21 protein-coding genes are annotated in these 26,362 nt (G+C 35.8%); 5 read left to right on the forward strand and 16 right to left on the reverse strand.

The window, feature by feature from the left end:
- Positions 1-7 precede the first annotated feature (7 nt).
- From AB8525_RS05150 to drt3b, 5 genes are all read right to left on the reverse strand, one after another.
- Positions 8-3,130, reverse strand: a complete 3,123-nt coding sequence (locus AB8525_RS05150) for a UvrD-helicase domain-containing protein (protein ID WP_369178990.1) — start codon at positions 3,128-3,130, stop codon at positions 8-10.
- Entirely contained in the window at positions 3,127-3,717 is a 591-nt protein-coding gene (locus tag AB8525_RS05155; RefSeq protein ID WP_369176656.1) for an RloB family protein, read from the reverse strand. Before AB8525_RS05155 ends, AB8525_RS05150 begins: the two co-directional genes overlap by 4 nt.
- Complete coding sequence (locus AB8525_RS05160) at positions 3,717-4,880, reverse strand: ATP/GTP-binding protein (protein WP_369176658.1); 1,164 nt, start codon at positions 4,878-4,880, stop codon at positions 3,717-3,719. Before AB8525_RS05160 ends, AB8525_RS05155 begins: the two co-directional genes overlap by 1 nt.
- A gap of 291 nt (positions 4,881-5,171) precedes the next feature.
- Entirely contained in the window at positions 5,172-6,872 is a 1,701-nt protein-coding gene (gene argS, locus AB8525_RS05165; protein WP_369176660.1) for an arginine--tRNA ligase, read from the reverse strand.
- Positions 6,873-7,634: 762 nt separating this feature from the next.
- The gene (gene drt3b, locus AB8525_RS05170; RefSeq protein ID WP_369179023.1) at positions 7,635-9,476 is read right to left on the reverse strand and encodes an antiviral reverse transcriptase Drt3b; all 1,842 of its coding nucleotides are present in this window, start codon (positions 9,474-9,476) and stop codon (positions 7,635-7,637) included.
- A 110-nt stretch (positions 9,477-9,586) separates the two neighbouring features.
- On the opposite strand from drt3b, the gene AB8525_RS05175 reads away from it, so the two are divergent.
- On the forward strand, positions 9,587-10,771 hold the full coding sequence (locus tag AB8525_RS05175) for an IS3 family transposase (protein ID WP_369150786.1): 1,185 nt from the start codon (positions 9,587-9,589) through the stop codon (positions 10,769-10,771).
- 20 nt (positions 10,772-10,791) lie between these two features.
- Here the strand turns inward: AB8525_RS05175 and AB8525_RS05180 are convergent, their stop codons facing one another.
- A complete protein-coding gene (locus AB8525_RS05180; protein WP_369176662.1) occupies positions 10,792-10,920 on the reverse strand; it encodes a hypothetical protein in 129 nt (42 codons plus the stop codon).
- Between the two features lie 2 nt (positions 10,921-10,922).
- A complete protein-coding gene (drt3a, locus tag AB8525_RS05185) occupies positions 10,923-12,254 on the reverse strand; it encodes an antiviral reverse transcriptase Drt3a (protein WP_369176664.1) in 1,332 nt (443 codons plus the stop codon).
- A 385-nt stretch (positions 12,255-12,639) separates the two neighbouring features.
- Here drt3a and AB8525_RS05190 point away from each other — a divergent pair, with 385 nt between their 5' ends.
- Positions 12,640-12,822: a hypothetical protein gene (locus AB8525_RS05190; protein ID WP_369176666.1), complete on the forward strand. Its 183-nt coding sequence runs from the start codon at positions 12,640-12,642 to the stop codon at positions 12,820-12,822.
- Here the strand turns inward: AB8525_RS05190 and AB8525_RS05195 are convergent.
- Entirely contained in the window at positions 12,755-13,051 is a 297-nt protein-coding gene (locus tag AB8525_RS05195) for a ribbon-helix-helix domain-containing protein (protein ID WP_369176668.1), read from the reverse strand. The genes AB8525_RS05190 and AB8525_RS05195 overlap by 68 nt on opposite strands.
- A 67-nt stretch (positions 13,052-13,118) precedes the next feature.
- A complete protein-coding gene (gene polA / locus AB8525_RS05200; RefSeq protein WP_369176670.1) occupies positions 13,119-15,851 on the reverse strand; it encodes a DNA polymerase I in 2,733 nt (910 codons plus the stop codon).
- Between the two features lie 51 nt (positions 15,852-15,902).
- Here polA and AB8525_RS05205 point away from each other — a divergent pair, with 51 nt between their 5' ends.
- Both AB8525_RS05205 and dapD read left to right on the forward strand, forming a co-directional pair.
- The gene (locus tag AB8525_RS05205; RefSeq protein WP_369176672.1) at positions 15,903-16,634 is read left to right on the forward strand and encodes an ATP-binding cassette domain-containing protein; all 732 of its coding nucleotides are present in this window, start codon (positions 15,903-15,905) and stop codon (positions 16,632-16,634) included.
- Positions 16,635-16,680: 46 nt separating this feature from the next.
- The gene (gene dapD / locus AB8525_RS05210; RefSeq protein ID WP_369176674.1) at positions 16,681-17,496 is read left to right on the forward strand and encodes a 2,3,4,5-tetrahydropyridine-2,6-dicarboxylate N-succinyltransferase; all 816 of its coding nucleotides are present in this window, start codon (positions 16,681-16,683) and stop codon (positions 17,494-17,496) included.
- Positions 17,497-17,707: 211 nt separating this feature from the next.
- Here the strand turns inward: dapD and AB8525_RS05215 are convergent, their stop codons facing one another.
- Genes AB8525_RS05215 through AB8525_RS05245 form a run of 7 tightly spaced genes read right to left on the reverse strand, consistent with a single transcriptional unit; the run spans position 17,708 to position 25,274 of the window.
- Entirely contained in the window at positions 17,708-19,087 is a 1,380-nt protein-coding gene (locus AB8525_RS05215) for a metallophosphoesterase (protein WP_369176675.1), read from the reverse strand.
- 15 nt (positions 19,088-19,102) lie between these two features.
- Complete coding sequence (gene ubiA / locus AB8525_RS05220) at positions 19,103-19,960, reverse strand: 4-hydroxybenzoate octaprenyltransferase (RefSeq protein WP_369149913.1); 858 nt, start codon at positions 19,958-19,960, stop codon at positions 19,103-19,105.
- Positions 19,957-20,862, reverse strand: a complete 906-nt coding sequence (locus tag AB8525_RS05225) for an RluA family pseudouridine synthase (RefSeq protein ID WP_369176677.1) — start codon at positions 20,860-20,862, stop codon at positions 19,957-19,959. Before AB8525_RS05225 ends, ubiA begins: the two co-directional genes overlap by 4 nt.
- 8 nt (positions 20,863-20,870) lie before the next feature.
- Positions 20,871-21,674 carry a TatD family hydrolase gene (locus AB8525_RS05230; protein WP_369176679.1) on the reverse strand — a complete coding sequence of 268 codons (804 nt, stop codon included), beginning with the start codon at positions 21,672-21,674 and terminating at the stop codon, positions 20,871-20,873.
- The gene (locus AB8525_RS05235) at positions 21,665-23,458 is read right to left on the reverse strand and encodes an ATP-binding protein (RefSeq protein ID WP_369176681.1); all 1,794 of its coding nucleotides are present in this window, start codon (positions 23,456-23,458) and stop codon (positions 21,665-21,667) included. The genes AB8525_RS05230 and AB8525_RS05235 overlap by 10 nt, the downstream gene beginning before the upstream one ends.
- Positions 23,451-24,488 (reverse strand): DNA cytosine methyltransferase, encoded by a 1,038-nt coding sequence (locus AB8525_RS05240; protein WP_369176683.1) that lies wholly within the window; start codon positions 24,486-24,488, stop codon positions 23,451-23,453. The genes AB8525_RS05235 and AB8525_RS05240 overlap by 8 nt, the downstream gene beginning before the upstream one ends.
- A 3-nt stretch (positions 24,489-24,491) precedes the next feature.
- Positions 24,492-25,274, reverse strand: a complete 783-nt coding sequence (locus AB8525_RS05245) for a hypothetical protein (protein WP_369176685.1) — start codon at positions 25,272-25,274, stop codon at positions 24,492-24,494.
- Between the two features lie 421 nt (positions 25,275-25,695).
- Here AB8525_RS05245 and AB8525_RS05250 point away from each other — a divergent pair, with 421 nt between their 5' ends.
- Entirely contained in the window at positions 25,696-26,358 is a 663-nt protein-coding gene (locus tag AB8525_RS05250; protein WP_369176686.1) for a transposase, read from the forward strand.
- The last annotated feature ends 4 nt before the right edge of the window (positions 26,359-26,362 follow it).

Here is a 26,362-nt window from a genome sequence, read left to right on the forward strand (position 1 = left end):
GGTCTCATTAAGTAATTTCAATTAATTGGCTAACGCTCGGACAATATAACGCACAACGCACTGGATACTCATAAATGTCAGACATTGCAGTTTTATAAAATAACAGTTGCTTGCTGTGTTGTTTTTGTTGGCGTTTGATGAATGTATCCAACAATTCGCCTTCATTAAGTTCGGCAGTTTTAAAATCAATCACCCACAGTGTACCTTCATCAACAAACAATCTGTCAATAGCAATAGTGCGTCCATTAACAAAAAATGCCGCTTCATTTTGTGCCAGTTCTCTGTCTTTGAACAGCCATTCAAATTGCGTGTCATTTTTGGTATTCTCCAATAATTTCAGAATAAACCTCTGCCAATGCTCAATTTCACTCGATGCTGTGCCAATTTCAATCAGGCGATTGCGTATATTATCAACACTCGGATTAAACAACTTTTGTTCATAATATCGATGCACCAAAGTCCCTAAGGCACTTTTAAATAAGCGTTCAAAATTTTGTCGATATTCAACTCTTTCGCCTTCTGTTTGGACTTGATTAGTTGGTGTTTTTAATTCAGCAAAGCGTTGCAATTGCAATACTGCCGAAGACTCAACCGTATCAGGTGTTTCATCAATATCATCAAAATAATGCGAAAAAAATGGTGCTAACAATGTCAACAAAGTGTTTTTAGCAACATTGCCCGATTTATTTACCGCACCCAATAAGTGTAAATTGCTTCTAGCACGCGTCATTGCCACATACAATAAACGCATACTTTCAAAATAATCTTGTCTTGACTCAATAAATTTCAAATAATTATAAGCCCCACTATCACTCGCATCCATCGCTGATTTGACGGGGGCTAATAACAAAGAATTATTAGAAAATTCACGCAAGTGAATGATAGGAGAATCCGCATTTCTCGGACTTCTGCCCAAACCAGGGATTATCACCGTATCAAATTCCAAACCCTTAGATTGATGAATAGTCATCAACTTTACCTGTGCAGTGTCGCTCGGCGCATACAGACTTTCTATCGCACTTTGAATGGTCTTAACATTCAGCCTTTGCTGCTGTTCGCAATCATAAATAATACGCAAAAATTTATCCTTAATCGCTAACTCAACTTCCGACAAAACATCATTTGTATAACCCAATTGATTAATCGCATCAGTCAGTAATTCCACAAAATTAAATCGCCCCTGATTATTAACCACCTTTTGTAGGCAATGGTGCAGATGTTTGACGCGTTTTTGCCCGTTTTTGCTCAACTTTGACACCACTCCCGTATCATTCAATTGTTGGTAAATAATACAATCATCATTGTCAGATAATATCAACAAATCATTCAAAATTAACCCGCACCACGGCGCACGCAACACACTTAGCCATGCCAATTTGTCACCAAGGTGTAATAATGCCTTTGTTAAGGAGAATAAATCACGGGTCAATAAATGATTTTGCAATTGGGTAATATCCACCGATTCAAATTCGATATTATCGCATTTAAGTTGCTGAGTAATATGTGTCAAATGGTTGCGCGTACGCACCAAAATTGCCACTGTGCCGCTTGCATTTTTTACCAACGCGTTTTTAACCGCACCACTCACCGCTTGTGCTTCAAGCAAGCATTGGTCGTGTGCAAAGGGGTGAAAAGTAATGGCCCGTTCCTCAGTTACCTCTGAATTTGCCGTCGATGACGAGTAAGAAATCGCTCCCTGATGTACTTCATCATTTTTTGGAAAAATACCTTGGAAAATCTCGTTATTACCCTTCACAATACTCTGCGATGAACGGAAATTTGTCTCTAGTACCAACGATATTGGCTGCAGTTGAGCAATACCCTTGTCTCGAACTTGCAAAAATAATCCCACTTGCGATTCTCTAAATCGGTAAATTGACTGCATCGGATCGCCCACCAAAAACAGCGTTTTGCCATCACCTGTCTGCCATTCGCTCATCATTTTTTCAAGAGTATTAAACTGCGACGCTGAGGTGTCTTGAAACTCATCAATTAATAAATGTTGCACTTTATAATCCAGAAACAGAGCAATATCACTCACGCCCACCTGATCATCCAGTGCCTGATTGGCATTCAATGCCACCTCAATAAAATCGTGCATTTGCTGGTCTTCAAAATAAATATTGAGTTGCGCCACGCACAGTTTTAACACTTGTGCAATCGTCTTTAAAGTGTCCGCCTGTGCCTGAGAGAAATCAATATCGGGCAAGACATTTAATTGTTGCAAACTTTCTCTTAACGCTTCGTTAAAAATATCTGTTGGTAATTTTTTTTCCAAAGTCTTGCGCCAAGTACCCTTTTTGGTCAAACAGAAATCACTCATCAATTGCCATTTTTCCAAATCTAGATAATCAGCATTCGGCAAAGATACAACCTTGTTGTAGTCTAAATTATTACTAGACAGCATCAACGCAAAAAATTCCTCACCAAAATACGGTTCCGCCAAGCTATGCAATGCCTGCAAATGCTCCAAAATAATGCGTTTTGCACTATCTTGCAATATCTGTAAATCCAACACATTATCTTGATACAAGCGCCCCAACCACTGGTCGCGTTTGGACAACATCTGCATCACCAAACCTTCAAACTTATTAACATTATTATCCAAATGCAACAATAAATACCTAATATCCTTGCCATAATCCGCATCATCAATCATCTTCAAAGTCTCACGCGCTGCATACTGATAAGCCCAATCACGCTCCCACTGCTGTGCCATAATTTGGCGGGGGACTAGTTGCTTTGGCAATGGATAACGATTGGTAATCAAACTATACAACCCGTCAATGGTAGATATTTTCAGCCGTTTCGGATTTTGCAACAAATCCCACCCCTGCTTATCTGAATGCTGAATAACTGCCCTTGCTAAATCATAAGTAACCTGTTTATGTGGCTCTTCTGGACGAGATTGCTTAGTCAATTTTAACGCCGACAACACTCGATGCGTCATCTCATCCACCGCCTTATTCGTAAATGTCATCGCAATCACATTCTCAGGCTCAGTGCAATTTGCTAATAATTTTAGATACCGTTGTGTGAGTAATTCCGTCTTTCCCGACCCCGCAGGTGCTTGCACAATAAAAGACTGGCTAATGTCTAGGGCTTTCTGGCGTTGGGTTTGATCATTCATCGGTTTTTAATGTTTTGCAAATATTTTATTAGTTTATGAATATTGGTGTGTGGATTGTTTTCTGCATTTTGACAAGCGGTTGGTATCTTATCTTGCAAGTTTGTAAAAACATCCTGATTTTTTTGATAATCAGGAAAATGCTTTTTAAACATTTTGTCTTTTTTTAATTCGTCGAAACAAGTAAACGGTTTAGTGGTATTTTCATAATGCAACAACAACCAATATTCAAAACAAGGCTCTGAAAAAGCAACATAAAAGTTTTTAGCTTGCTCTATATTATCTTTAGTTTCTTGATATTTGGCGTGCCTATCTTTGTCAAAAATACAATACACTTTATCATAAGAATTCCCTTTTCTTTTTGCATCTTGATAAAGTTCTTTTGCCTCCCTAAATAAACTATCGGGCGTTGTCTGTTTAATATCTAACATTTGAATGTTAACAGTGCTTAGTTTTAAATGGTTAATCAAGCCGTTAAAATAATTAATCTCCGTTTTACTGCCCTCACAAACAATTAAAACCCTATCATAAGGTTGCCTTATATTCGTCTTTCTAGGGCTATATTGTGGCTTTGGTTTGCGTTTTGCCATTAACTTCTCAAATACGGCACAGCACCATAGCGCCCAGATAAGTAAAACTTTTCTACATTTTCTGCCCCCTTCCGCACTGAAAAATCAGCCAAAGAAAACAACTCTGTCGCATTGTTTTCTTTTTCACAAAACCAAACTTGGTCTCTGCGGAAAATTTCTTGGCTAAGCAATGAAGTTTCGTGTGTAACAAAGATTAACTGCGCTCCTTTATTATTGACTTTTGAATCGTGGAACATTGTTATCAAATGCTCTACCAGTTTGGGGTGTAAACTATTTTGCAATTCATCTAAAATTAAAGTGTAGCCTTTTTCTATAACATCTAGCCAAACGCCAATCAAAAAGAATAATTTTTGCGTTCCACTTGACTCTTGATGTAGATCAAATCTAATTCCGTCAGTGTGGACAATATGAATTTTAGTTTCAATATATTTAGGTTTTTGTTGGATGCCATCTACCTCCACAATCATTCTTGCCATTTCTGGAACATTATCAACATTTACTTCATGGCTTTCAATAATAATGTCCTCAATACCTATGTCCGCATTATTTAAAAAGTCTAATACAGACTGTTTTTTATTGTTCTCTTCAACTTGTGCAATTGTAAAATGAGGGTCTTGAAAGTCAACTATTGTAGTCTTTAGTGTGAAAATATCTTGCAATACACTTGATAATTGTTCATTATTAAACTGATAGGCTGTTGATAAGAAAAGCGAAACTTCCTTTGTGCTATCCTTAAGTAGTTTTTTACTCCCTTTGAGGGCATTCATTTCTCCCCAAGTACTTGTATTATCTCGACTAATTAAAATCTGTGGCCTGCCTTTTGGGTATTGATATAGCCATTCATCAATAAATTTTTCTTGTGTAGCAGAAAATCCATAAACAAAACGCACACCTTTATCGTTAATAAAGTCAATTTCAAATTCACTAACACCATTACTAGTAAATGCAAATGATTCAACGCCTGGAATACTTTCATTTTGTTTATAATTAAATGAACTACCTACAATAGTTAGCATAGTGGTGAGTGCCAAGACTAAGTTAGACTTACCACTCGCATTCGCACCATAAATCACAGCACTGTTAAGCACATCTAGCGTTTTACCTGTGGACAGGGTGACGGTTGTAAAATTATTGGGCAGTTCGTTCTTGTTGGTTTTTAACAAACTAAGCGTTTGTTTCTCCTTAATGGATCGAAAATTAGTAACACTGAATTCTAAAAGCATATCTAAATCACATTAAAATTGAATTAAAGTAAACATTTTAACATTATTTGTCAAAAATACAATTTTATTTAACATATAAATCAATTTTAATAAAGAATTGTTCATTATTTTCACCACCCTTCATATTTCCTTTAAAAGCCCTTTATTTCAATTTTTAACTAAATTAAACCTCTATTTTGTCTGTTTTTTAACCAAAACCTAACTTTATTTCACTTTTAACCCTATTTTAAATTACATTTCATCAGGCGCACTCACACCCAACAACCCCAAACCATTTTGAAGTATTTGTTTTGTGGCTTTCACCAATTCTAAACGACTGGCTTGTAAGGTTTTATCTGCAATTAAAAAATCACAATTATTGTAATAACTATGGAAATCGCCCGCCAAATCACGCAAATAATAGGCCAGTAAATGGGGCTCGTAATTGAGGGCTGAGGTTTTTACTATGTCGCTATAACGACTGAGTTGCTTTATCAACGCTTGCTCATATTCATTATTAAGTAGCGTCAAATCTGGCGTTTGATTACCCTGCGCTTTACTAAGCACCGAACAAATACGCGCATGAGCATATTGAATATAAAACACAGGATTTTCATTAGTTTTAGACTTTGCCAAATCCAAGTCAAAATCCATATGCTGCTCCGATTTACGCAAAATATAGAAAAAACGCGCCGCATCGTTACCCACTTCATAACGCAATTCTCTTAAAGTTACAAACTTGCCACTACGAGTGGACATCTTCAACTTTTCGCCCCCTCGATATAAATGCACCATCTGCGAAAGCAATACTTTCAGTTTTTCAGGGTCGTTTCCAAGTGCCTTAATAGACGCTTTAACACGAGCAATATAGCCATGATGATCCGCCCCCCAAATGTCAACAATCGTCCCATAACCGCGTTCAAGTTTTTCAAAATGATAGGCAATATCTGAGGCAAAATAAGTGTGCATGCCATTATCACGCACCACCACACGATCCAAATCATCGCCAAAATCCGTCGTCTTAAACCACAATGCGCCATCTTTTTCATAGATATGATTAGAAGCCTGCAACTGTTGGACAATTTTTTCACTCAAACCGTTGTCTATCAAAGATTGCTCTGAAAACCACTGCTGATATTCAACCCCAAACTCCAACAAATCTTCTTTAATATCCGCCAATACATCCTTAATTGCCAAATCAAAAATAGTTTTATAATCCTTACCAAGCATTACCTTACAGTTTGCAATCAACGAATCAATGTATTGCTCTTTATCGCCGCCGTCTCGTTCATCTTTACAAGTAACCCCTGAAAAAATATCCAACTTTTCAACCCTTTTTATTTGATTGGCAATATTTTGAATATAATCGCCTTGATAGCCATTATCAGGAAATTTATCTGCATCAATATAACGCATATACACCGAAACCGCCAAAATATCCATTTGCCGCCCTGCATCATTGACATAATACTCACAATCTACTTCAACACCAATGGCACGCAAAATATTTGCCATAGTTGAGCCATACGCCACACCACGACCATGCCCAACATGCAAAGGCCCAGTTGGATTAACCGAACCAAACTCTAACAATACCCGCTGCCCAGCCCCCACAGTTGAAGTGCCATATTCCATCCCTTGCTCTAAAATCTGACTAACCACTGAAGCCGCACAATCTTGCGACATAAAGAAATTAATAAACCCAGGCCCTGCAATTTCCACCTTTTCCACCATTTCATCATCAGGAAAATTCGCCAAAATTTGCTCCGCCAACACCCGTGGCGTACACTTCGCCTGCTTCGACAATACCATCGCAATATTGGTCGCAAAATCTCCCTGGGTCTTATCCCTAGAATGGTCAATACGAATATTATCCGGCATACACGCCAGTACGCCGTCCTTTATCAATGTGTTTAATGCTTGTTTTAATAGTGTTTGTAGTTGTGTTTTCATTGTGTGATTGTTAGATTAAGGATTTGTTTTAGGTAATGCTTGTAAATCAAAGTCCCTCATTTTATCATCATTCAGTGCAAAAGGCACAACGCCTAAATTCAGGCTTTCATCAAATTTAAAATTAAATTCTTTTCAATTAGCAACCGCTACCGCTAATCCCGCCCGAACGGCGTTTAATATAAATACAGTTATCCAACACTCAGCCACGATTGTCAGTGGTTTTTTTATTGCTGTTTTTAGAATCGATATCCAAATTACCTCGGGCTCGGGCGACCACAAGGGTTGCCCCTACGGTATACCTCAAAGATTTAACCCCATTGTTCAATCAAAAAGAACAAGGGTATAATTTATTGAAGTGGTGTCCAGTCAAGTGGGGGAACCGCATACTGACCCCTTTGATTGTAAATATAATATTTACAGGGCACTACAAAATGAATTTTTTGTTTAAAATCTTATGTCTTTGATTTTTATGGGTTTTTTATTTTTTTCGGATTTTTTGTGTGGTGCTTTGCGGAAGTCGGGAAAAGAAAATATATTCCTTGTGATTTCCTTTTTGGGTGATATGATAAGGGATGTTAGTAAATATATTACTAGGTTGTCTTGGTATAAAGTCTGTCTTAGCAAAGTTTTACAATAAAAGAGTGCATCCCTTTATTTACCTTTATTTAATGATAAGGGGCTAGCAAGCACTGCTTAGTTTGCTAACTCTACACTTGTGTGTGTAATTTGATGGCAGTAGTGCAACTTCCAATTTTAAACTATCTAACTATAAACTTCTTGACTTTTTTTAAGTTCCATTTCTTTTGATAAGTCAAAATTTTCCCATTTAATAAACCATTCTTCTCTAAAGTCTATTAAATTTTCTTCATTCTCAGTTATTCCAAAAGATTTTAAAAGACCCCTCTTGTCTTTTTCACTAATAAAAGGACAACTTAATGAATCAAGCAACAACATCACAAGTTCAGAATCTTTTTTACGATTATCTTTATTACAGTTATTGATTTTTTTATAAATTTCTTTAATAATTTCCATCTTAATATTTTTATAGATTTCTTGATTTTTAATATAAAACAGCAATGTTGTAATTACAAAGTAATTCACCTCTGTATTATCTGTATTGGAAAGAAAGTATTTTTTTAAAGTGTCATTATCTATAAAATAACACTCTTGATTTAATTCAGCTAATATTATCAATAAGTACAAGGTTTCATTTTGAACATATTTTTTATGTTGGTTGCCCTTAATTATTTGATGCGACTCGTCAAATATTTTTTTATATAAAGCATCCTTTTGATGTTTATTTATATTTTCATTTTTTTTCAAAAAAGCAAGCAATTTACTCAATAAAGAGACAATTTTGACGGTACCACTCACCCTTGGTGCAACTGAGTATATGAAAAATATTAAATCCAATATATTGTAAAAATAGCTAATAAAATCTTTTTTATAAGGCTTGATATCTTCTTCATTTTCTATTTTTAAAATAACCTTTAATGCCTTTTTCTCAATAATAGCAATAGAATAATTTACTACATCCTTGTATTCAATATTGGATTCTCTAATAATAATTTTAAATCTTGTAATTAAATCCTTTGACTTAAAGCCAATACTCCACCCTTTCTCTTTCTCTTTATTTTTTTTAATGCCTAATTTATCATCTATCAAATCTACAATCTTTATTTTGGCAATGGTTAAGTCTGTAATAATTGGGCGAGAATATTCATAAGATTTTGCTTCATTGATAAATAAATTGTATTGTTTTAGATGATGGATAAACTTATCTTTTATAGTATTTTTTAACATCTCGTCACTGCAAAATAAAAAGTAGTCATCGACATATCTAAAAACTTCATAATCTTTTTTATGTATTTTTCCATCATGAAACAACTCATCAAATACAGCCTTATCCACTTGCTGTAATAATAATTCAGCAAAAATTCTAGATACCTCTGGTCCAATTAATATTCCGTTAGTTTCTCCATAATTCATACTCTGCATTAAAGTGTCAAACTTGCCTGCAAAAGTTGTTTTGGATGATGGTATGTTATCTTTTACAATTCCTTTTTCGTATAACGCCCAAGAGATAGAATGTGTATAAATACTATCGAAACATTTACCAATATCAAACTTATACAAATGAGTAAATTTTTTCTCAGCTCTTTGGTATTCGTGCGACTCAAAAAATTTATAAATATTGCTATATTTTTCATATGAGAAAAATGTTTTAAGATTTTCATCTTTATCTTTATATATCTCTATATTACTAGCATTCTCTGATTCTTGCTGTTGATGCTGATGAATGTAGTCATTTACAAATCTAGTTTTTGCAACTTTATATGGCTTTCTGATTGAATATTGGCTAACATTAGCAAAATATTTGATGATTTCTTTAAATTCATTATAAAACGCCACTACATGGAGCTGGTTTAAAGGATGAATAATTGCCAATGAACGATAACTATTGTCTTTATGTGATATTCTAAATTCAAAAGGTATTGTTCTAGGTATTGGACTAAAAATTATCTTGATAACATCATTCAATCCTTTTTTAGCTCCCTCTTTATGTCTAATTTTTTCACCATTTAACCCAATTTCGTTTTCCACCAAAAATCGATAAAAGTATCTATTTATAAAACCCCAACAATTTCAGACAACAATCTAAACTTTCTTATTTAAAACCCGTTAAACTAAACAAAAAAAATCGGAGTAAAAAAATGAGTAAAAAACGAACCAAATACACCTCAGCATTTAAAACAAAATTAGTGCTTGAGTTATTACAAAATGAAAGTACCTTGGTACAGATTGCTAGCAAGCATAACATCCTTCCACAAAACCTACAAAACTGGAAGAAAACCTTCCTTGCTAATGCTGAAATTGCCATGGAGCCATCCAAGGCGGTTAAAGAATACAAAGAAGAGCTTGTTAAATCACAAAAACAAAATGAGCGCTTAACAGCTCTGGTAGGCAAGGTAACCGTAGAGAAGGAATGGTTAGCAAAAAAGCTAAAAAGCTTGGGCTTATCTAATCTTAAACAATTAGTTGACTTCAAGCCGTCTTCAACATCTGCAACACAACCTTTATCAATTAATCAACAATGCCAACTGTTGAGCATTAACAGGAGTGGCTTATATTACACACCGCGTACCAATGTGCGTAAAGATAAAATTAAATCTCATATCACCAAGGTGTTTGAACAAATACCTATTTACGGTGAGAAAAAAGTGCATCAACAACTACTTGAAGACGGTTACAAGGTAAGTTTAAACACAGTGGCTCGTTATCGCCAAGCGTTGGGGTTAAAAGCGGTGTTAGCGGTTAAACAGGTTAATACAGCCATACCAATCAAAGCACATAAAAAATACAGTTATAAGCTTCGAGGTCTTGGTATTAACCACGCTAATCAAGTTTGGAGTACAGACATCACCTACATTAAGATTGCGGGAGGTATGGTGTATATGGCTGCTATTATTGATTGGCATTCCAAGGCTGTTTTATCACACAGAATATCCAACACAATGGATTCACAGTTAGTGATGAGCGTACTCAACGATGCTTTAGAAAAATACCCGCACCCAGAGATATTTAATACCGATCAAGGCAGTCAATACACCAGTGAGGTGCACACCAAGCGACTCAAAAAACTGGGTATTACTATCTCAATGGACGGCAAAGGCAGAGCCACAGATAATATCTGCATTGAACGCTTCTGGAGAAGTGCTAAATGTGAAAGGATTTATTTAAACGAATACCAAACTATCAGTGAGTTAACCACGGATGTAGATGATTATATTGAGTTTTATAATCACCAAAGATTCCATGAAACATTGAAATATAAAAAACCAATGGATGTGTATCAAGAAAGTATAAAATTGAATCAGAAAAAGAAGAGGGCTTCTTAGGGTTTGCTATATAAGAAAATTTAGAAAGTTGTTTGAGGTTTTGGGGTAATGTAATTGTTAAATATTGCAGGCACTTCATACGGCAATATATCAGATAAAACAACTCTTTCTTTTTTGTAGGCAATTTTTTCTTTTTTCTTTGTGTTCATAATTACCTCCAAATATTTAAGATGGCTTTTAATGTTTTTACATCAAATTTATAAAAAGTTTTTTCTTTAAATCCTTTTTCAAAACTATATTTACTAAATTTATCCTGTAAATTTATTGTTGGATTTAATTTGTCTAACTTGTATTTTAAATAATCATCAAGCTCTTTAAGTTTTTTTGTATCAGTAAGCAATATATTGGAAAAGTAAATACCAATCAAAATATCTTTTTTGACATTTAGTAGTCTTGTATTGCCTGTTAAATACTTTAGTCTATTTCTTAATAATTTTCTTGCTGATTTTTCATCGTAATTAATGCTTCTGGTGTAGTATTTTATTGATGAGTCTATTTTTTCTTTGTATTTACTTACTTTTGAATCGGTTATCGATACATTAATTTTAATCGTATTGACCTTAACAATTTCATACCCTAAAAAGTCTAATTGAATACAGGAATTTTCATATAAATTATATGCTTTTGTTTTTTCTTCCTTTAACTGCAACTCCTCACTTTTGATAATTTTCAGGATTTTATTCAAATGACAAGTTTTGTCATATTTTGTATTTGGTGTAAATACCAAAATCATATCATCAACATAGCGAGCATAATAAGTAAGATTTGGCAATGCTTTTATTTTATTATCAATATCCCTCATATATAGTTCTGCAAGATATGGACTAACACCAACCCCCCTAGGAATACCCTTATCCGTTTTAGAAAGCTTACTATATTGACCCAATATTTTATTAATAATATTCTTTGATTCTGCATTCAGAATATAATTTTTATTTAATTTTTCCTTTAATTTATCATGCGGTATTGACTCAAAAAAACTTTCTATATCTGTGCGAATAACACATTTTGGAAAATCATTATCAAGCATATTTATTACTTGATTTGATATTTCATATCTATTTGATGGTCTTACCTTGAAAGAGGCTTTAATATTATTTTGAACTTGCTTTAATGCAAAAAAAATCTCAGGGCTGTCCCCTGTGTTTTCTATTTTATAAGTTTGCTTATTGCTTATTGATTTGCCTGATATTAATTTAAAGTTAATACCTTGGCTTTCTATTGTATTTTCCAAATCAGAAAAAATACCTTCCAACTTGCGATATTTTCTTTCTTTGAGCTTATCCTTTACTCTATTGGCTTTTTCCTTTAATTTTTCAGAGTTGTATTGATTATCTTTAAAGTTTTGATTTATTTTTGATATTGAATTTGTGTGCTTTTTAATTGGTTTAAATATGGTGTATTTACTTTCCAAATACACCCCCTTCTTATTTTCGCTATAAAATATTTTTATAAAATTATCGCTATTAAATGATTGTTTCATATGTTAAGCCATCCTATGGAAATAAGAATAAAGGGAGAGGGCGGGGACGCCACCCTTTTTTTAGATCTATCAACCTTCTTAAACCTTAAATCTCTACCAGTTATCTTATCAAAATTGGCAACAAAATAATTACTACCAAACGACACCCCTTGTAAACATTGCACCTTAGAATATCTGGGGTTTTTTGATGCCCATCCATTATTAAACAATCTTTTGCCCTAATACCGATATTATAGTCAGTAATAATGTCATTTGAAATCAAAGGGGTTAGTATCACTTGATTTTTTACCCTAATTATTCATAAAATCAAGTGATACTAACCCTTTGATTTCCGCTTCTGTGCTTTTTGAACAGTTTTTTAATCTTTGGAGACCTTTGCATAAATATGAATAATCATCAAAACGCCATCTTTCATCAAATTACAAACTTTTTAAAAACACCCTTAGCCCTGCTAGGAGTGGATTTAAAAAATTTCCAATTTAATAAAATCTGTCATTTTGCTAATCATCCCTATTTATGCAAAGGTCTCTATGTTCAAGTTCATCAATCAAGTTATCTAAAGTACTGAGATTATTTTGATTTTTTAACGCTGCATTTAATTCTGAAAAAGCGGAGTCAAGCTCTTGTAAAGTATCATTTTTTACACTTTGTTGTTTGCAATTTATTAAATATAAATTGAGCGCTTTTTTAATGTGAAAACTACGGCTTCTTTCAGTAAGACTTGCGACTTCATCCAGTCCTTTAACCATTTCTGCTGGGATTCTAGTGGAGATAGCGATGCTAGGTGTTGTATTCATTTGTCATTCATTGTATTGCAAAGTCAACATTATAAAACAAAAGTAACATTTGATTGTTTATTTTTGCTTAGTGTGCTTCCTGCCAAGAACCACCAATACCAACATCAACTTTAAGGGGAATGTCTAGTGGGTAAGCGTTTTCCATCAAGCCTTGTATTTTATGGGCAAATTCGTCGGCTTTTGAGGCGTTGACTTCAAATACCAATTCATCATGGACTTGCATTATCATTTTAATGTCAGGGTTATTTTTGCCTATCCACGCATTAACATCAAGCATGGCTTGTTTGATAATATCGGCGGATGAGCCTTGCATCGGGGCGTTAATGGCGGTGCGTAAGGCGTGCTGTTGTAACATTTTGTTTTTGGCGTTAATTTGTGGCAGGTATAAACGCCTGCCTATTAGCGTTTCCACAAAGCCTTTTTCTTTTGCCAATTCTTTGGTGCTGTCCATATAATTGAGTACGCTTGGGTAATTTGCAAAATATGCATCAATATATTGCTTGGCTTCGGTGCGTGAGACATTGATTTGCTTGGCAAGTCCGAAGGCACTCATACCATAAATCAAACCAAAATTAATGGCTTTGGCCTTACGACGATGGTCGTTGGTAATTTGCTCAATTGGGAGGTTAAACATCATTGATGCTGTGGCACGATGAACATCTTCGTCGTTATTAAAGGCTTTTAGCAGATGTTCGTCTTGGGATATGTGTGCCATAATTCTAAGCTCAATTTGGGAGTAGTCTGCGGCGATAATGACATTACCTTTGCTGGCAATAAAAGCCGAACGAATTTTGGCACCTTGTTCACTACGAATGGGGATGTTTTGTAGGTTGGGATTGCTAGATGATAGGCGACCTGTGGCAGTGCCTGCTTGATGATAAGAAGTGTGCAATCTTTTAGTGTGTAGGTCAATTTGCTTAGGCAATGCTTCTAAATAAGTGGAATTGAGTTTGGTTAATGTGCGATAACTGAGTATCAAATCTACTAATGGATGGTCTAATAATTTCAGCGCTTCTTCGTTGGTTGACGGTGCGCCTTTCGGGGTTTTCTTTTTCGGCTCTAACCCCAAACCCTCTTCTGAGAATAAGATTTGCTGGATTTGCTTTGGCGATTCTAAATTAAACGCATCGCCTGCCAATTCAAATGCTTGCGCCTTAATGATTTCCATTTGTGCAGCCACATCAAATTGCTGCTTGCCTAAGATAGTAGCGTCCAATTCTACGCCATTGCGTTCCATAGTTACCAGAACAGCAATTAGGGGTAATTCTATCATTTGATAAAGTTTGTAAAGTTTGGCATAATTCACCAATTCTTGTGCCAAAACTTCGTTGAGCTTATGCGTTACAATAACATCTTCACAGGCATACGGAGCGCCATCATTAATACTGACTTGGTTGAAAGTGATTTGTTTTTTGCCTTTGCCTGCAATATCGGAAAAATGGATGGTGGTATGCCCCAAATAATGCTCAGATAGATCATCCATATTATGCCTTGAGGCGACCGAATTCAAGCAATAGGATTTGAGCATGGTATCATCAACAATGCCGTTAAGGGCTATCCCATAATTTGCGAGAATATGGCTATCATATTTGAGGTTTTGTCCGATTTTACCGATGGATTTGTTTTCTAAAATAGGTTTTAGTAGTGTCAGCACAATATCAAAATTTAACTGCTTTGGTGCATCTAGATAATCATGGCTGACGGGGATATAAAAACTGTCTTTATCAACTAAGAACACCCAACCCACGATTTTGGCATTCATATAGTCAAGCGATGTGGTTTCTAAATCAAAGACAAAATTTTTGCATGATTCTAATCGTTTAACTAAATCGTCAAAATCGGTTGGCTCAAAAATAACGGTTTGTGTGTATTCTTTTAACCACTCAGTTATCGGCTTTTTGATTTCTGTTTCAGCAATAGGCGTTGCTGTTGTGTCTGTTATTTGGGCAGGAACACTGCCTAATTGTTTGAGCCAAGCTGCAAATCCATATTGCTGATATAAACTGGCGAGTTTTACATCGTTAGCACTCGGCTCGTCGTCTAAAATATTGCAGGGTAATTCCACATCAAATTTGAGCTGCACTAACTGATAAGATAGGTCTAATTTGTCAAAATTTTCGCGTAACTTTTCACCGACTTTGCCTCCAATTTTTTCGGCATTTTCCTTGATACCTGCAATGGATTTAAACTGTGCCAACCATTTCAACGCCGTTTTTGGCCCAACGCTCGGCACACCTGGAATGTTGTCCGCACTATCGCCTGTAAGTGCCAATAAATCTAAAATATGCTCAGGTGCAACGCCCATTTTTTCAATCACGGTTTGGCGGTCGTATAATTTGCCTTTCATATCCAACTGGGAAATATTATCGCTAACTAATTGCATCAAGTCTTTGTCGCCACTGGCAATGATAGTTTGCATTTTTTGCTCATCGGCAACCATCGCCAATGTCGCAATCACATCGTCTGCTTCTACCCCTGGCACACACATAAAATGAAAGCCCATAGCGCGAATAATTTCGTACAAAGGCTCAATTTGTACGACTAAATCATCTTCGGCAGGTTTTCGATGGGCTTTGTATTCTGGGTAAATATCATGGCGATGGTTTTTACCTTTGGCATCAAAAATTGCGATAAGTTTTGCTTCAGGGTATTGGTTCTGTAAACGCTTAATCGCATTAATAACACCAAACATTGCACCTGTTGGAAAGCCTTCCTCATTGGTCAAATTTTGTGCAAGCGTGGAAAAATAAGCCCTAAATAAAAAGGCTGACCCATCTAATAGAATAAGTTGCTGTGACATAAGATGAATTTTACACACTTAAACTATTTATCAACGGTATAAAATAAGCACATGACTACAATCACACCACAAACATTAATTAGCGCTCACGATATTTGTCTAACGCACCGTAGAAAAAGTGTACTGGATAAGGTAAGTTTTGAGTTAAAACAAGGCGATTTTGTGACTGTCATTGGTCCAAATGGGGCAGGGAAAAGTTCACTTATCAAAATTCTACTCGGTTTGATTAAAGCAGATAGTGGCAAGGTAGTGCGTTCTAAAAATATTAAACTGGGCTATACACCGCAAACTTTTAACCCAAATCCATTCATTCCGATTTCTGTGATTGATTTTCTTAATCTTAATCAAAAAGTTGCACCTGATTTTTTGCATCAGACGGTGGCGCTTACTGGCATTGAAGGTTTGCTAAAAAATCTGTTAAAAAATTGTTCTGGTGGTGAATTGCAACGCGTTTTATTAGCGCGTGCATTGCTCAATAAACCGAATGTTTTAATCCTCGATGAACCCGCACAAAACCTTGATGTCAGTGGACAAATGCAACTCTACAAACTCATCCAAGACATCCATCAACAACAAGGCTGTGCAGTGCTGATGATTTCTCACGATTTGCACCGAGTGATGAAAGAATCCACACAAGTATTATGCCTGTATCATCATATTTGTTGCATGGGGCAGCCTGAAACCATTATTAAAAATAGTCAATTTAATGATTTATTCGCCGACCAAATGGATGAATTAATGGCAACTTATGAACACCATCACAACCATTGTCACGAAGATTAGTGCTTCGCCCTGATATAATGTCTGTTTTTTGAACGACGGATACATTATGAAAGATATTATTGAAGTAGCTTTTGACAATAGAGCTAACATCAACCCACAAACTGCAAGTAGCGAAGTTAAACAAGCCGTTTCTGAGGCAATTCATCTGCTTGATTCAGGTCAGGCACGTGTTGCCGAGCAACAAGGCGTTGGTGATTGGACAGTTAATGAATGGCTAAAAAAAGCAGTGTTGCTTTCTTTTAGATTAGAAGACAATGTGCCAATGGAAGGTGGTTTTACGCAATATTACGATAAAGTGCCTTCAAAATTTGCCAATATGTCACCAGCCGATTTTAATACAATGGGCATTCGTGTCGTGCCACCCGCCACCGCGCGCCGTGGCTCATTCATCGGCAAAAATACCGTGCTTATGCCCAGCTATGTCAATATCGGTGCCTATGTTGATTCAGGCACCATGGTTGACACTTGGGCAACCGTCGGATCCTGTGCACAAATTGGTAAAAATGTACATTTATCAGGCGGTGTCGGCATCGGTGGCGTATTAGAACCTTTACAAGCCAGCCCAACCATCATTGAAGACAATTGTTTTATTGGTGCCCGATCAGAAGTGGTTGAAGGCGTTATTGTCGAAGAAGGCGCTGTCATCTCAATGGGTGTTTACATCGGACAATCCACCAAAATATTCAACCGTGAAACAGGTGAAATTAGTTACGGACGCATCCCTGCTGGTTCAGTCGTTGTGTCTGGTAATTTACCAAGTAAAGACGGCAGTTATTCACTTTATTGTGCGGTTATTGTCAAACAAGTTGACGCTAAAACTCGCTCCAAAGTGGGTATTAACGAGTTGTTGAGAGGTATTTAACCTTTTAAAACTGAAAAAAACCCACTTTTTAGTGGGTTTTTTTGTTTACCCTAATCTAAAAACAGCAGTCATACCATTTATAAAAAATAATACCACTAAAGAGATACTTATTGACCCTGTCATAAATTACCAAATTATAGAGGCCTTGCCTCTCAAAAGTTAGTGAATATTGTGGTTTTAATCATTTTCATGAGTTTTTTTTTGCTTAAAACTATTGGCAACTCAAAGAGGATTGTTGTTTATCAAGTAACCATACGCATTCGCCGATATGGGTGCCGTTTTGATTGTAAAACCTAAACTTTTTGTCGATATTGCTTAAAATACTGTAGCCAAAACCTGAGCGAGAATACACAAAATTGGCGAGGTGTTTGTCGATGTCCACTGATTTTTGTATTGTATTGCCGACTTTAATTAATTGTGTGCCACCATTGCCAATAACCAGTTGATCGTAATCACTTTGCATGTCCAGTGTTTGTAGATAGTGTGCATGCCCAGCCATAAAGAGTGTGTTGCTTGGAAGTAAATCTTTAAATGCTATTTGCTGAGTGAGGTTGCCATAATAATATTTTGACTTCATTTTGTTATAAGTCCACATAGCCCGATGGGTGAGCAGTACATAAGTTAAATTTTTATCCAATTGCAACTGTTTTATTGCGGCTATATACAATGCCAATTGTGCGTCAGAAGTGCTGCTATCCTTGCCATAACTGCTGTCAAATATGATGTAATTTACGCCTTTTAGCGTGAGAATGTAAGGATTTTCCATCTCGGTGCATTTTTGTGCCTTTGCTTGATAGGCCCATGGCGATAAGTAACGGAACCAGCCGTTATACGCTCGGTTACAGTCTTCGTGATTGCCTCTGGCAAATGCCATTACTGCAGACTGCAACAATGGATTGGCAGGTGCGAACCAATCGGCATTCCAAGTATCCCAGTTATAGCCACTCGGGGAGCCTTTGCAACCTGCATTGCCCTTAGGACAAGGGGATTCTCTATACAAATAGTCGCCTACATGTAAAACCACATCGGCTGTTTTTGCAGCAAGACTGGCACTTAATGTACGAAACGGCCAAGCCTCGATGTCATTACACGCTTGAACACTGTTATTTTTAATCCGACACCCTGTATCGCCTAGAATGGCAACACGATCTATCTGACTAGGCAAAGTGGGCAATGAATGTTGATTGATTTTGATTGAATAGGTATCACGACCGACCAACAACTCGCATACTGCGGGGAAATCTGCTGTTTTATCGGCTCTTAATGTCATTAAGTGGGATTTGTTATTGACCTCAACTTTGGGACATTGTGTATCGTCCAATAAAACCACTCTAATACTAAGTTGGTTATTGGGCACCATTTGCACCCATTGATAATTTGATTGTGCGTAGGATGAAGATGACGCTAGCAGTAAAATACTTGTTACAATTTTAGAAAATTTCATATAGAGACCTTTGTATAAATAGGGGTGATTAGCAAAGTGACAGATTTTATTAAATTGGAAATTTTTTAAATCCACTCCTAGTAGGGTTAAGGGTGTTTTTAAACAATTTTCAATTTGATGAAAGATGGTGCTTTGATGATTATTCATATTTATGCAGAGGTCTCATATAACCCCTTGGTTAAAACTCACACTAAAAATCACACCTAATAACACGCTAATACCAATGTATTGATTGTGCAAAAACGCTTGAAAGCAAGCGTTTTTTTCTCTATTTTTGATTAGCGTTTGATGAAAAACCATCAACAATGCACTTAAAATTAATGCAATATCGTAAAAGATACCCAAATTAAAAACAGTTGATATTTTCATTAATATCAGTAACAAGCAAATTTGCAAGCCACCAATGATGATTATATCGTATTTTGCAAATAAAATTGCACTAGATTTCACCCCAATTTTTAAATCTTCTTCCCTGTCTGCCATCGCATACATCGTATCATAAATCACTGTCCAAACAACCGTTGCCAAAAAAATCCACCACGCATTACTAGGCACATTGCCAAGCGTTGCCGCAAATGCCATCGGTACGCTCATCGCAAATGCACAGCCAAGCACGAACTGTGGCAGGTGCGTCCAGCGTTTGGTGAATGGATATAGAATTGCCAACAATGCGGCAACCATTGCCAATTGAATGGTTAGCCCGTTAGTCATCAGCACCAACAAAAATGCCAGAATAAGCAAAGAAAAAAACAAAAATAACGCTTTTTTTGGGCTAATTTCACCCGTGGTAATCGGTCTATCCTGCGTTCGTTTGACTAATTTGTCAATTTTCCTATCGGCATAATCATTAATCACACAGCCTGCTGAACGCATTAATACTACGCCCAACACAAAAATTAACAACAATTTTAACGCAGGCAACCCACTTTCTGCCAAAAATAATGCCCACAATGTCGGGTAGAGCAACAAATAAATGCCAACAGGTTTGTCCAAGCGCATTAGGCGAAAATAGGCGTTCATAATGTTGCCAAAAACGCTGTCAATTCAGCGGACAATGGGGCTTTCACCGTTTGGATTGTATCGGTGGTTGGGTTGGTAAAAGTTAACTGTTGTGCATGTAAAAATAAGCGTTTTAAGCCCTGTGAATGCACTTTGCGGTCAAAGTCTCTATCGCCGTATTTGTCATCTCCTACCAATGGATGTCCCGCATATTGTGCGTGTACACGGATTTGGTGCATACGCCCTGTTTCAATCAGCACTTCCACCAAGGAGGCATCAATACTATCGAAATTTTTGAGTGGTTGAAAATGACTCACTGCCTCTTTGCCTTTAGCATCCACTATTGTGCAACGAGAATTTTGATACAAAGGTGCATCAATAGTATGGCGTTTTTTTGACCAAGTGCCTTTAACTAAAGCGGTATAACGCTTTTCCATATGACGATTTACCAACTGCTCGTGCAAATTTTTTAACACTGAGCGTTTTTTAGCAATCAACAATACGCCCGAAGTTGCACGATCAATGCGATGCACTAATTCTAGGGGTGTATTGGACATGTCCCGCAACGCCTCAATCACACCAATATCAATACCACTACCGCCATGCACTGCCAATCCACTTGGCTTATTGAGTATCAACAAACCTTTATCTTCATATAAAATACTATCGGTCAATAGTTTTTTAAGACTATCAGAAGTTTTAGTGAGTTTGGATTCAGACATACGAATCGGCGGAATACGCACCACATTATTCAATATTAATTTATAATCTGCTTTTTTTCTGCCTTTATCCACCCGCACTTCACCCTTTCGAATGATACGATAAATATGTGATTTCGGCACACCTTTCAAATGCTTCAATAAATAATTATCCAGTCGTTGCCCCACAGAAAATTCATCAACCGTTTGAAAAATAACCCCCATACTCTCTCTCAATTTTTTAGAGGCTTTGCCTCTAAATTTAGTGCCAAGTTAAAAAGTGTGTTGAAATTATGGGTGGTGGCATTAGCAATAGTTTCGATGGTTTCACCACGAATTTCGGCCATTTTTTCAGCAACATAATAAGTATGGGCAGGGGAATTAGGCTTGCCACGATACGGCACAGGTGTAAGGTAAGGTGAGTCGGTTTCCACCAAAATTCTATCCAGTGGCACTTTTTTTGCCACTTCACGCAAATCTTCTGCATTCTTAAAAGTAACAATACCCGAAAATGAAATATAAAAACCCAAATCCATCGCTGCTTTTGCCGTTTCCCAATCCTCTGAAAAACAATGCATCACCCCTTTTTCCGCCTTCTCTTCTCGCATAATTGCAATGGTATCGGCTTTGGCATTGCGGGTGTGAATAATCATTGGTTTACCCGATTGATTGGATGCGGCAATGTGCCGTCTAAATCGCTCTCGTTGCCAATCAGCCCCGTCCTTTTGCACATGAAAATAATCCAACCCCGTCTCGCCAATAGCAATAATATTATCATCATCCGCCAATGTCAATAATTCCTCAACGCTTGGGTCTTTGCCATCTAATTCACAGGGATGCACACCAACAGAAGCATAAACTTCGGGGTGTTTTTGCGCAATAGCAAGCACATCATCAAAATGCTCTAAGTCAATACACACACATAAAAATTCTTCAACCGACAAGGTCTTGGCATGTGCCAATAAACTTTCCATACTGCCACCAAAGGCCGATAAATCAACTCGGTCAAGATGGCAATGGGAGTCAATTATTTGCATTTTTCTGTATCGGAAGCCGAAATTATTTGTGAAAACTCATTTAAAAAACTTTTTTTATCAAGGCAATCTTTATTAAAATCTTCTGATATTTCTTTAAACATTTCAAATAAATATTCTTTATCGCATTGATTCTTATCATTAAAAGTTAAATATATATGATTATCTGGATTTAGCGGTAATTTTGGTTCATACGGTTTTATAGTTGCAATTTTATGTGTATTTTCTACCACCCAAAATGCACCAACCTCTAAACATGCATACCAAGAGTTTTCCATATTTTGACTTGCTATAAAAAAAACATAAGGCTTTTTAAACCAATCATTTACAAAAAACTTCCTAATATAACCAAGGGTATTTGTCCCCTCGGGTGTTTTTGAATCTATATTATTGCTAGAGGTATAAAGAATTTCTTTTGGTAAAAATCCACAGAATAATAATAATTCATAAATAATATTAGCCTGCTCTGAATCTTCACTAGAGTGTGTTATTAATATTTTCTTATTAGATGATTCTGCTGGAGAAATGTTAGCAATCATCTGTTTAGCTTTTTCTTTTAAATCCTCTCCTTCGTCCACATTAAGAAACTCATTAATAGCCGTTTGTTTAGATTCTGTAAAAGCACTAAAAGTTGATAATGAAGTATCTGTTATATCAGGCTTAATAACCTTGATTTCATTTCTCCACTCATTCCATTCCTTAGATATTTGTTCAAAAATATTATCTTTAAATTCTTTAATAAGTTTTGCGTATTCCTCATCACCTTCTTTAATGCCTTCTCTACTAGTCGTCATCCTATCTGTTAGAGTGCCATCATCTAGTAGATCAAAATGAATTTGACCATAAAGGTAACTTGCAATATGTCTTGTTGCAAAATCAGGTGTATGGCTAAGTATATTTTTTTCCCTTAGCCTTCCATTAACAAAAAGGTCAACACCTACCTTTTCATCCATTGTTCTAATTGTTAACCCGCTAGGTTTTTCAGTAGAAGCAATAAATCCATTAACACCTATTTCGGAGTCCACACTCCCTTTATTTTTTAAACTATTCTGTTGCTCCAACATATCAAGATAAGGGTCGCTTATGGCATTAATATTCCAAAAAAACTGAGTCTTTTCTGCTAAAGGTTTAAGCTCTTCTATGGTGATTTCTTTACCCCCCACAAAGATATTGAATTCCTCGTCTATGAGTGAAAATTTAAAAGATAATGCTATCAATGTTTTTATATAACCTAATTTATTTTTTATACCTTCATGAATATCTTCAAAATATATGATTGTTCCCTTTGTATGCCCTTTTTTATAATCTAAGAAAACTACATCATCAATTTCACTAAGTTTTGAGTCTTGTGCATTTACACCATCACTAATATCTTGGTCTAATTTATTATTATCAATAACACCCCCCACATAATCTGTCTCAGATGTCTTGGTGATAATGCTAATTTTTTTTGCACAAGACAATAACGCTAACTTTCCAATTCCTTTTCCGCCTATAAAATGCCTTCCTTTTAATTGTTGTATATTTGAATCTTTTCTCTTTGAGTAGCCAATATTCAAAAATTTCCCTTGAAAATCTTCTTTACTCATTCCGATACCATCATCCCTAATAACGAAGTAGTTTTCCTCCCTATTAATGGTAATCCACACATTCTCTGCACCAGCATCCCATGAATTGGAAATCGCCTCACCAATCACTGTAATAAAACTACGGTATAAATTTCTACCTAGATGGTCTAATACGCTGAGGGATATGTTGAAATTAAATTCTGAATTATTATCAGCCACAGTTTCCCCCTATATGCTTTACAATTGTTTCACCAATTACTCGCCCCAACTCTGGAGGAACGGCATTGCCAATGTGTCTACTTACGGCAACTATTTTAATATCATCACCAAAATCATAGTCTTTGGGAAATGTTTGCAATAAAGAACCTTCTCGAATAGAGATAGCTCTATTTTGCTCAGGATGCCCAAATCTACCCGACCCATAACTGGTAAATTGCGTTGTTATCGTGGGGGAAACTTTATCCCAGCTCATGCGACCATAAACGGTTGCATAACTTTGACCGCTTTCCTTTTTATAGCACTCTGGTAATAATTTTTTATCCCAATCTCTCCATGTGCCGCTCGGTTTTGATTGTTGTATTCTTTTTATATTTAATTTAGAAAGGTTTCTAGATTTATGCACTTTGTCTTTTTTGCAAGCCTCGCCACTTTTTAGTGTTGGCAGGGTTTTAATAATTTTGTCAATTGAAATGTGGTTATCCTTTGTGTGGGTTTTTTGCGGCACAGATATATCGCCTAATTTAGAGGCTAAAAAAACCAGCCTATTTCTATTTTGTGGAATACCGTAATCCGCACAATTAACAACTTCGTAAGAAACCTTATACCCCATCTCTTTTACTTGCTTAACAAAATCAAAAAATACTTGGGTTTTCGCTATCCCTCGTACATTTTCCATAGAAATAATATCTGGCTCTATGGTTTTAATGCCTCGCAAAAAATGATCAATCATATTCCATCTTTTATCGTCTTCTTTATTTTTGACTTTAAAAGTGTGAGATGAGAATGTTTGACAGGGCGCACAGCCTGCCAAAACCTTAATACTACCTTTAGAATACATATTCTTCATAGTTTTAAAGTCATATTTAGAAACATCTTCACAGATAAAATTAACACCATTGTTTCTTTCGTATGAGTACTCGCATGATTTATCATTATCAAGACCAGCGAGTACCTTTATTTTTGCTTGTTGTAGACCATATGTTAGACCACCAACGCCACAGAATAAATCAATTGCTTCTATTTTTTTCATAAACTAAAACCCGAAACTTTTAAATAAATCTTTGGCTTTGCTTTTAATTTCATCCGTGTCAAGCTGCTTTTTAAGGCTGTCTAAGCCGCCTTGAATGCCGAGTTTTTGCTCAATTTTACGACGAAGATCGGCTTCGATTTCTTTTTTACCTGCTTCAATGCCTTTTTCTTCCAATGCCTTTTTTAGACTGTGCAAAATTTCTTTGATGACTTGTTTGCCGATTTCGTCAATTTTAGCGCCTGAGTTTCCGCCAAAATTGTGTACTGAAATGTTAGGCACTTTGAGTGTGGTTTTTAGCCATTTAGTATCAACTTTAAGACTGATATTATTGACTTTAAAGCGTTTTATTTTGATGCGTTTTTCTTGGTTTTCTTGGGCTTTTGAAGTTGTTGCTGATGTGCTTTTATTTTGTTTTTCTAAATTATCCAATAATTGAGTTAAGTTTACTTTATTAGCATTTTGCTCTAAGGTAAATTTCAATCCATCAAATTTGATTTCATCAATGACAATCAAATTATCGGAAATATCGCCTATTTTTAACGAAAAATAGTCTAAAGAAAAGGCGTTTTTACCTTTGAAGTTAGGCGGATTTTGCACCTCAATAAAATTAATATTCAGGCTTTTATCAAGAATATGGCTGTCAAATTGACTGATACTAACAGGGGTTTTGAGTAGTTTTTGAGCATAATCTTGAGCATAATCTTTGCCAATGGAATCAATAAAAAAGACAACAGCAACAACCAAAACAACAACCAAGCCTAATAATTTATAAATAACTTTTTTCATTTTTCTTTTCCTATTTTTATTAAAAACCTTTCATCTGAAACATTGGGAACAGATAATTTATGTAACTCTGCTCCTAATGGTAGAGCCTCTTGCTTAATATTTGCGCCTTTCATTAGCAAATAGTACCCATTATCAAACATAGGTATCGATTCATTTTATAATTATAAAATGAATTATAGCATGAAACAATTCCAAACCTTAGCAAACACAAAGGGCAACCATATAAAGCGGTGCCGCAAAAAAAAATACCCAAAAAGTCTAACTTCTGGGTATTTTTTTTAACTGCAGCAACAAACTTTAAATTATAGAAGAGACCTTTGCATAAATATGAATAATCATCAAAACGCCATCTTTCATCATGGTATAATGGGGACAGGCTACTTTTTATGATATAATTCCCCACTTTTACCCCAACACTAAAATGCCACGCATACCAAGAGGTCAAACCCAAGGCGGAATCTATCATATTATCAATAGAGGAAATATGCGTATGCAAGTTTTTGATGATGAGGATGATTACGAGTTTTTCCTAAAATTATTAAAAACAGGGCTAGAAAGAGAGAATATTGAGTTACACGCCTATTGCCTGATGCCTAATCACTTTCATTTATTACTTGTACCACAAGGTGAAAATAGTCTGAGTAAATTTATGCAATGGGTGATGACTTCTCATGTGCGTTATTATCATAATAAAAACAAAACTTCAGGACATATTTGGCAAGGTAGATTTAAAAGTTTTATTGTTGAAAAAGACAGTTATTATCTAACTTTGATGCGCTATATAGAGGCTAATGCATTAAGGGCTGATTTAAGCAAAACAGCACAAGATTGGCAATACGGGTCATTATCAGAAAGAGTTTTTAGAAATAGAAAGATATTGAACAAGCCTTATGGAGAACTAGATAACTGGGTGGAATATGTCAATACGCCACAAACTCAAAAAGAAATAGATAAAATCAGAAACAGTATTAATAGACAAGCACCACTTGGCAATGAAAACTGGGTTATAAAAATGGCAAAGAAGCATGGTTTGCTGTCAACTCTAAAGGCTAGAGGAAGACCAAAAAATAAGAAAAAACTATGATAAA

Source organism: Candidatus Thiodubiliella endoseptemdiera (genome assembly GCF_964212635.1).
Classification (GTDB): domain Bacteria; phylum Pseudomonadota; class Gammaproteobacteria; order PS1; family Pseudothioglobaceae; genus Thiodubiliella; species Thiodubiliella endoseptemdiera.

Bases quoted from the DNA above. Each gene is read 5' to 3' on its own strand.
- AB8525_RS05150 (WP_369178990.1), bottom strand. From the start codon at position 3,130: ATGAATGATCAAACCCAACGCCAGAAAGCCCTAGACATTAGCCAGTCT.
- AB8525_RS05155 (WP_369176656.1), bottom strand. From the start codon at position 3,717: ATGGCAAAACGCAAACCAAAGCCACAATATAGCCCTAGAAAGACGAAT.
- argS (WP_369176660.1), bottom strand. From the start codon at position 6,872: ATGAAAACACAACTACAAACACTATTAAAACAAGCATTAAACACATTG.
- AB8525_RS05175 (WP_369150786.1), top strand. From the start codon at position 9,587: ATGAGTAAAAAACGAACCAAATACACCTCAGCATTTAAAACAAAATTA.
- AB8525_RS05180 (WP_369176662.1), bottom strand. From the start codon at position 10,920: ATGAACACAAAGAAAAAAGAAAAAATTGCCTACAAAAAAGAAAGAGTT.
- drt3a (WP_369176664.1), bottom strand. From the start codon at position 12,254: ATGAAACAATCATTTAATAGCGATAATTTTATAAAAATATTTTATAGC.
- AB8525_RS05190 (WP_369176666.1), top strand. From the start codon at position 12,640: ATGAATAATCATCAAAACGCCATCTTTCATCAAATTACAAACTTTTTA.
- AB8525_RS05195 (WP_369176668.1), bottom strand. From the start codon at position 13,051: ATGAATACAACACCTAGCATCGCTATCTCCACTAGAATCCCAGCAGAA.
- polA (WP_369176670.1), bottom strand. From the start codon at position 15,851: ATGTCACAGCAACTTATTCTATTAGATGGGTCAGCCTTTTTATTTAGG.
- AB8525_RS05205 (WP_369176672.1), top strand. From the start codon at position 15,903: ATGACTACAATCACACCACAAACATTAATTAGCGCTCACGATATTTGT.
- dapD (WP_369176674.1), top strand. From the start codon at position 16,681: ATGAAAGATATTATTGAAGTAGCTTTTGACAATAGAGCTAACATCAAC.
- AB8525_RS05215 (WP_369176675.1), bottom strand. From the start codon at position 19,087: ATGAATAATCATCAAAGCACCATCTTTCATCAAATTGAAAATTGTTTA.
- ubiA (WP_369149913.1), bottom strand. From the start codon at position 19,960: ATGAACGCCTATTTTCGCCTAATGCGCTTGGACAAACCTGTTGGCATT.
- AB8525_RS05225 (WP_369176677.1), bottom strand. From the start codon at position 20,862: ATGGGGGTTATTTTTCAAACGGTTGATGAATTTTCTGTGGGGCAACGA.
- AB8525_RS05230 (WP_369176679.1), bottom strand. From the start codon at position 21,674: ATGCAAATAATTGACTCCCATTGCCATCTTGACCGAGTTGATTTATCG.
- AB8525_RS05240 (WP_369176683.1), bottom strand. From the start codon at position 24,488: ATGAAAAAAATAGAAGCAATTGATTTATTCTGTGGCGTTGGTGGTCTA.
- AB8525_RS05245 (WP_369176685.1), bottom strand. From the start codon at position 25,274: ATGAAAAAAGTTATTTATAAATTATTAGGCTTGGTTGTTGTTTTGGTT.
- AB8525_RS05250 (WP_369176686.1), top strand. From the start codon at position 25,696: ATGCCACGCATACCAAGAGGTCAAACCCAAGGCGGAATCTATCATATT.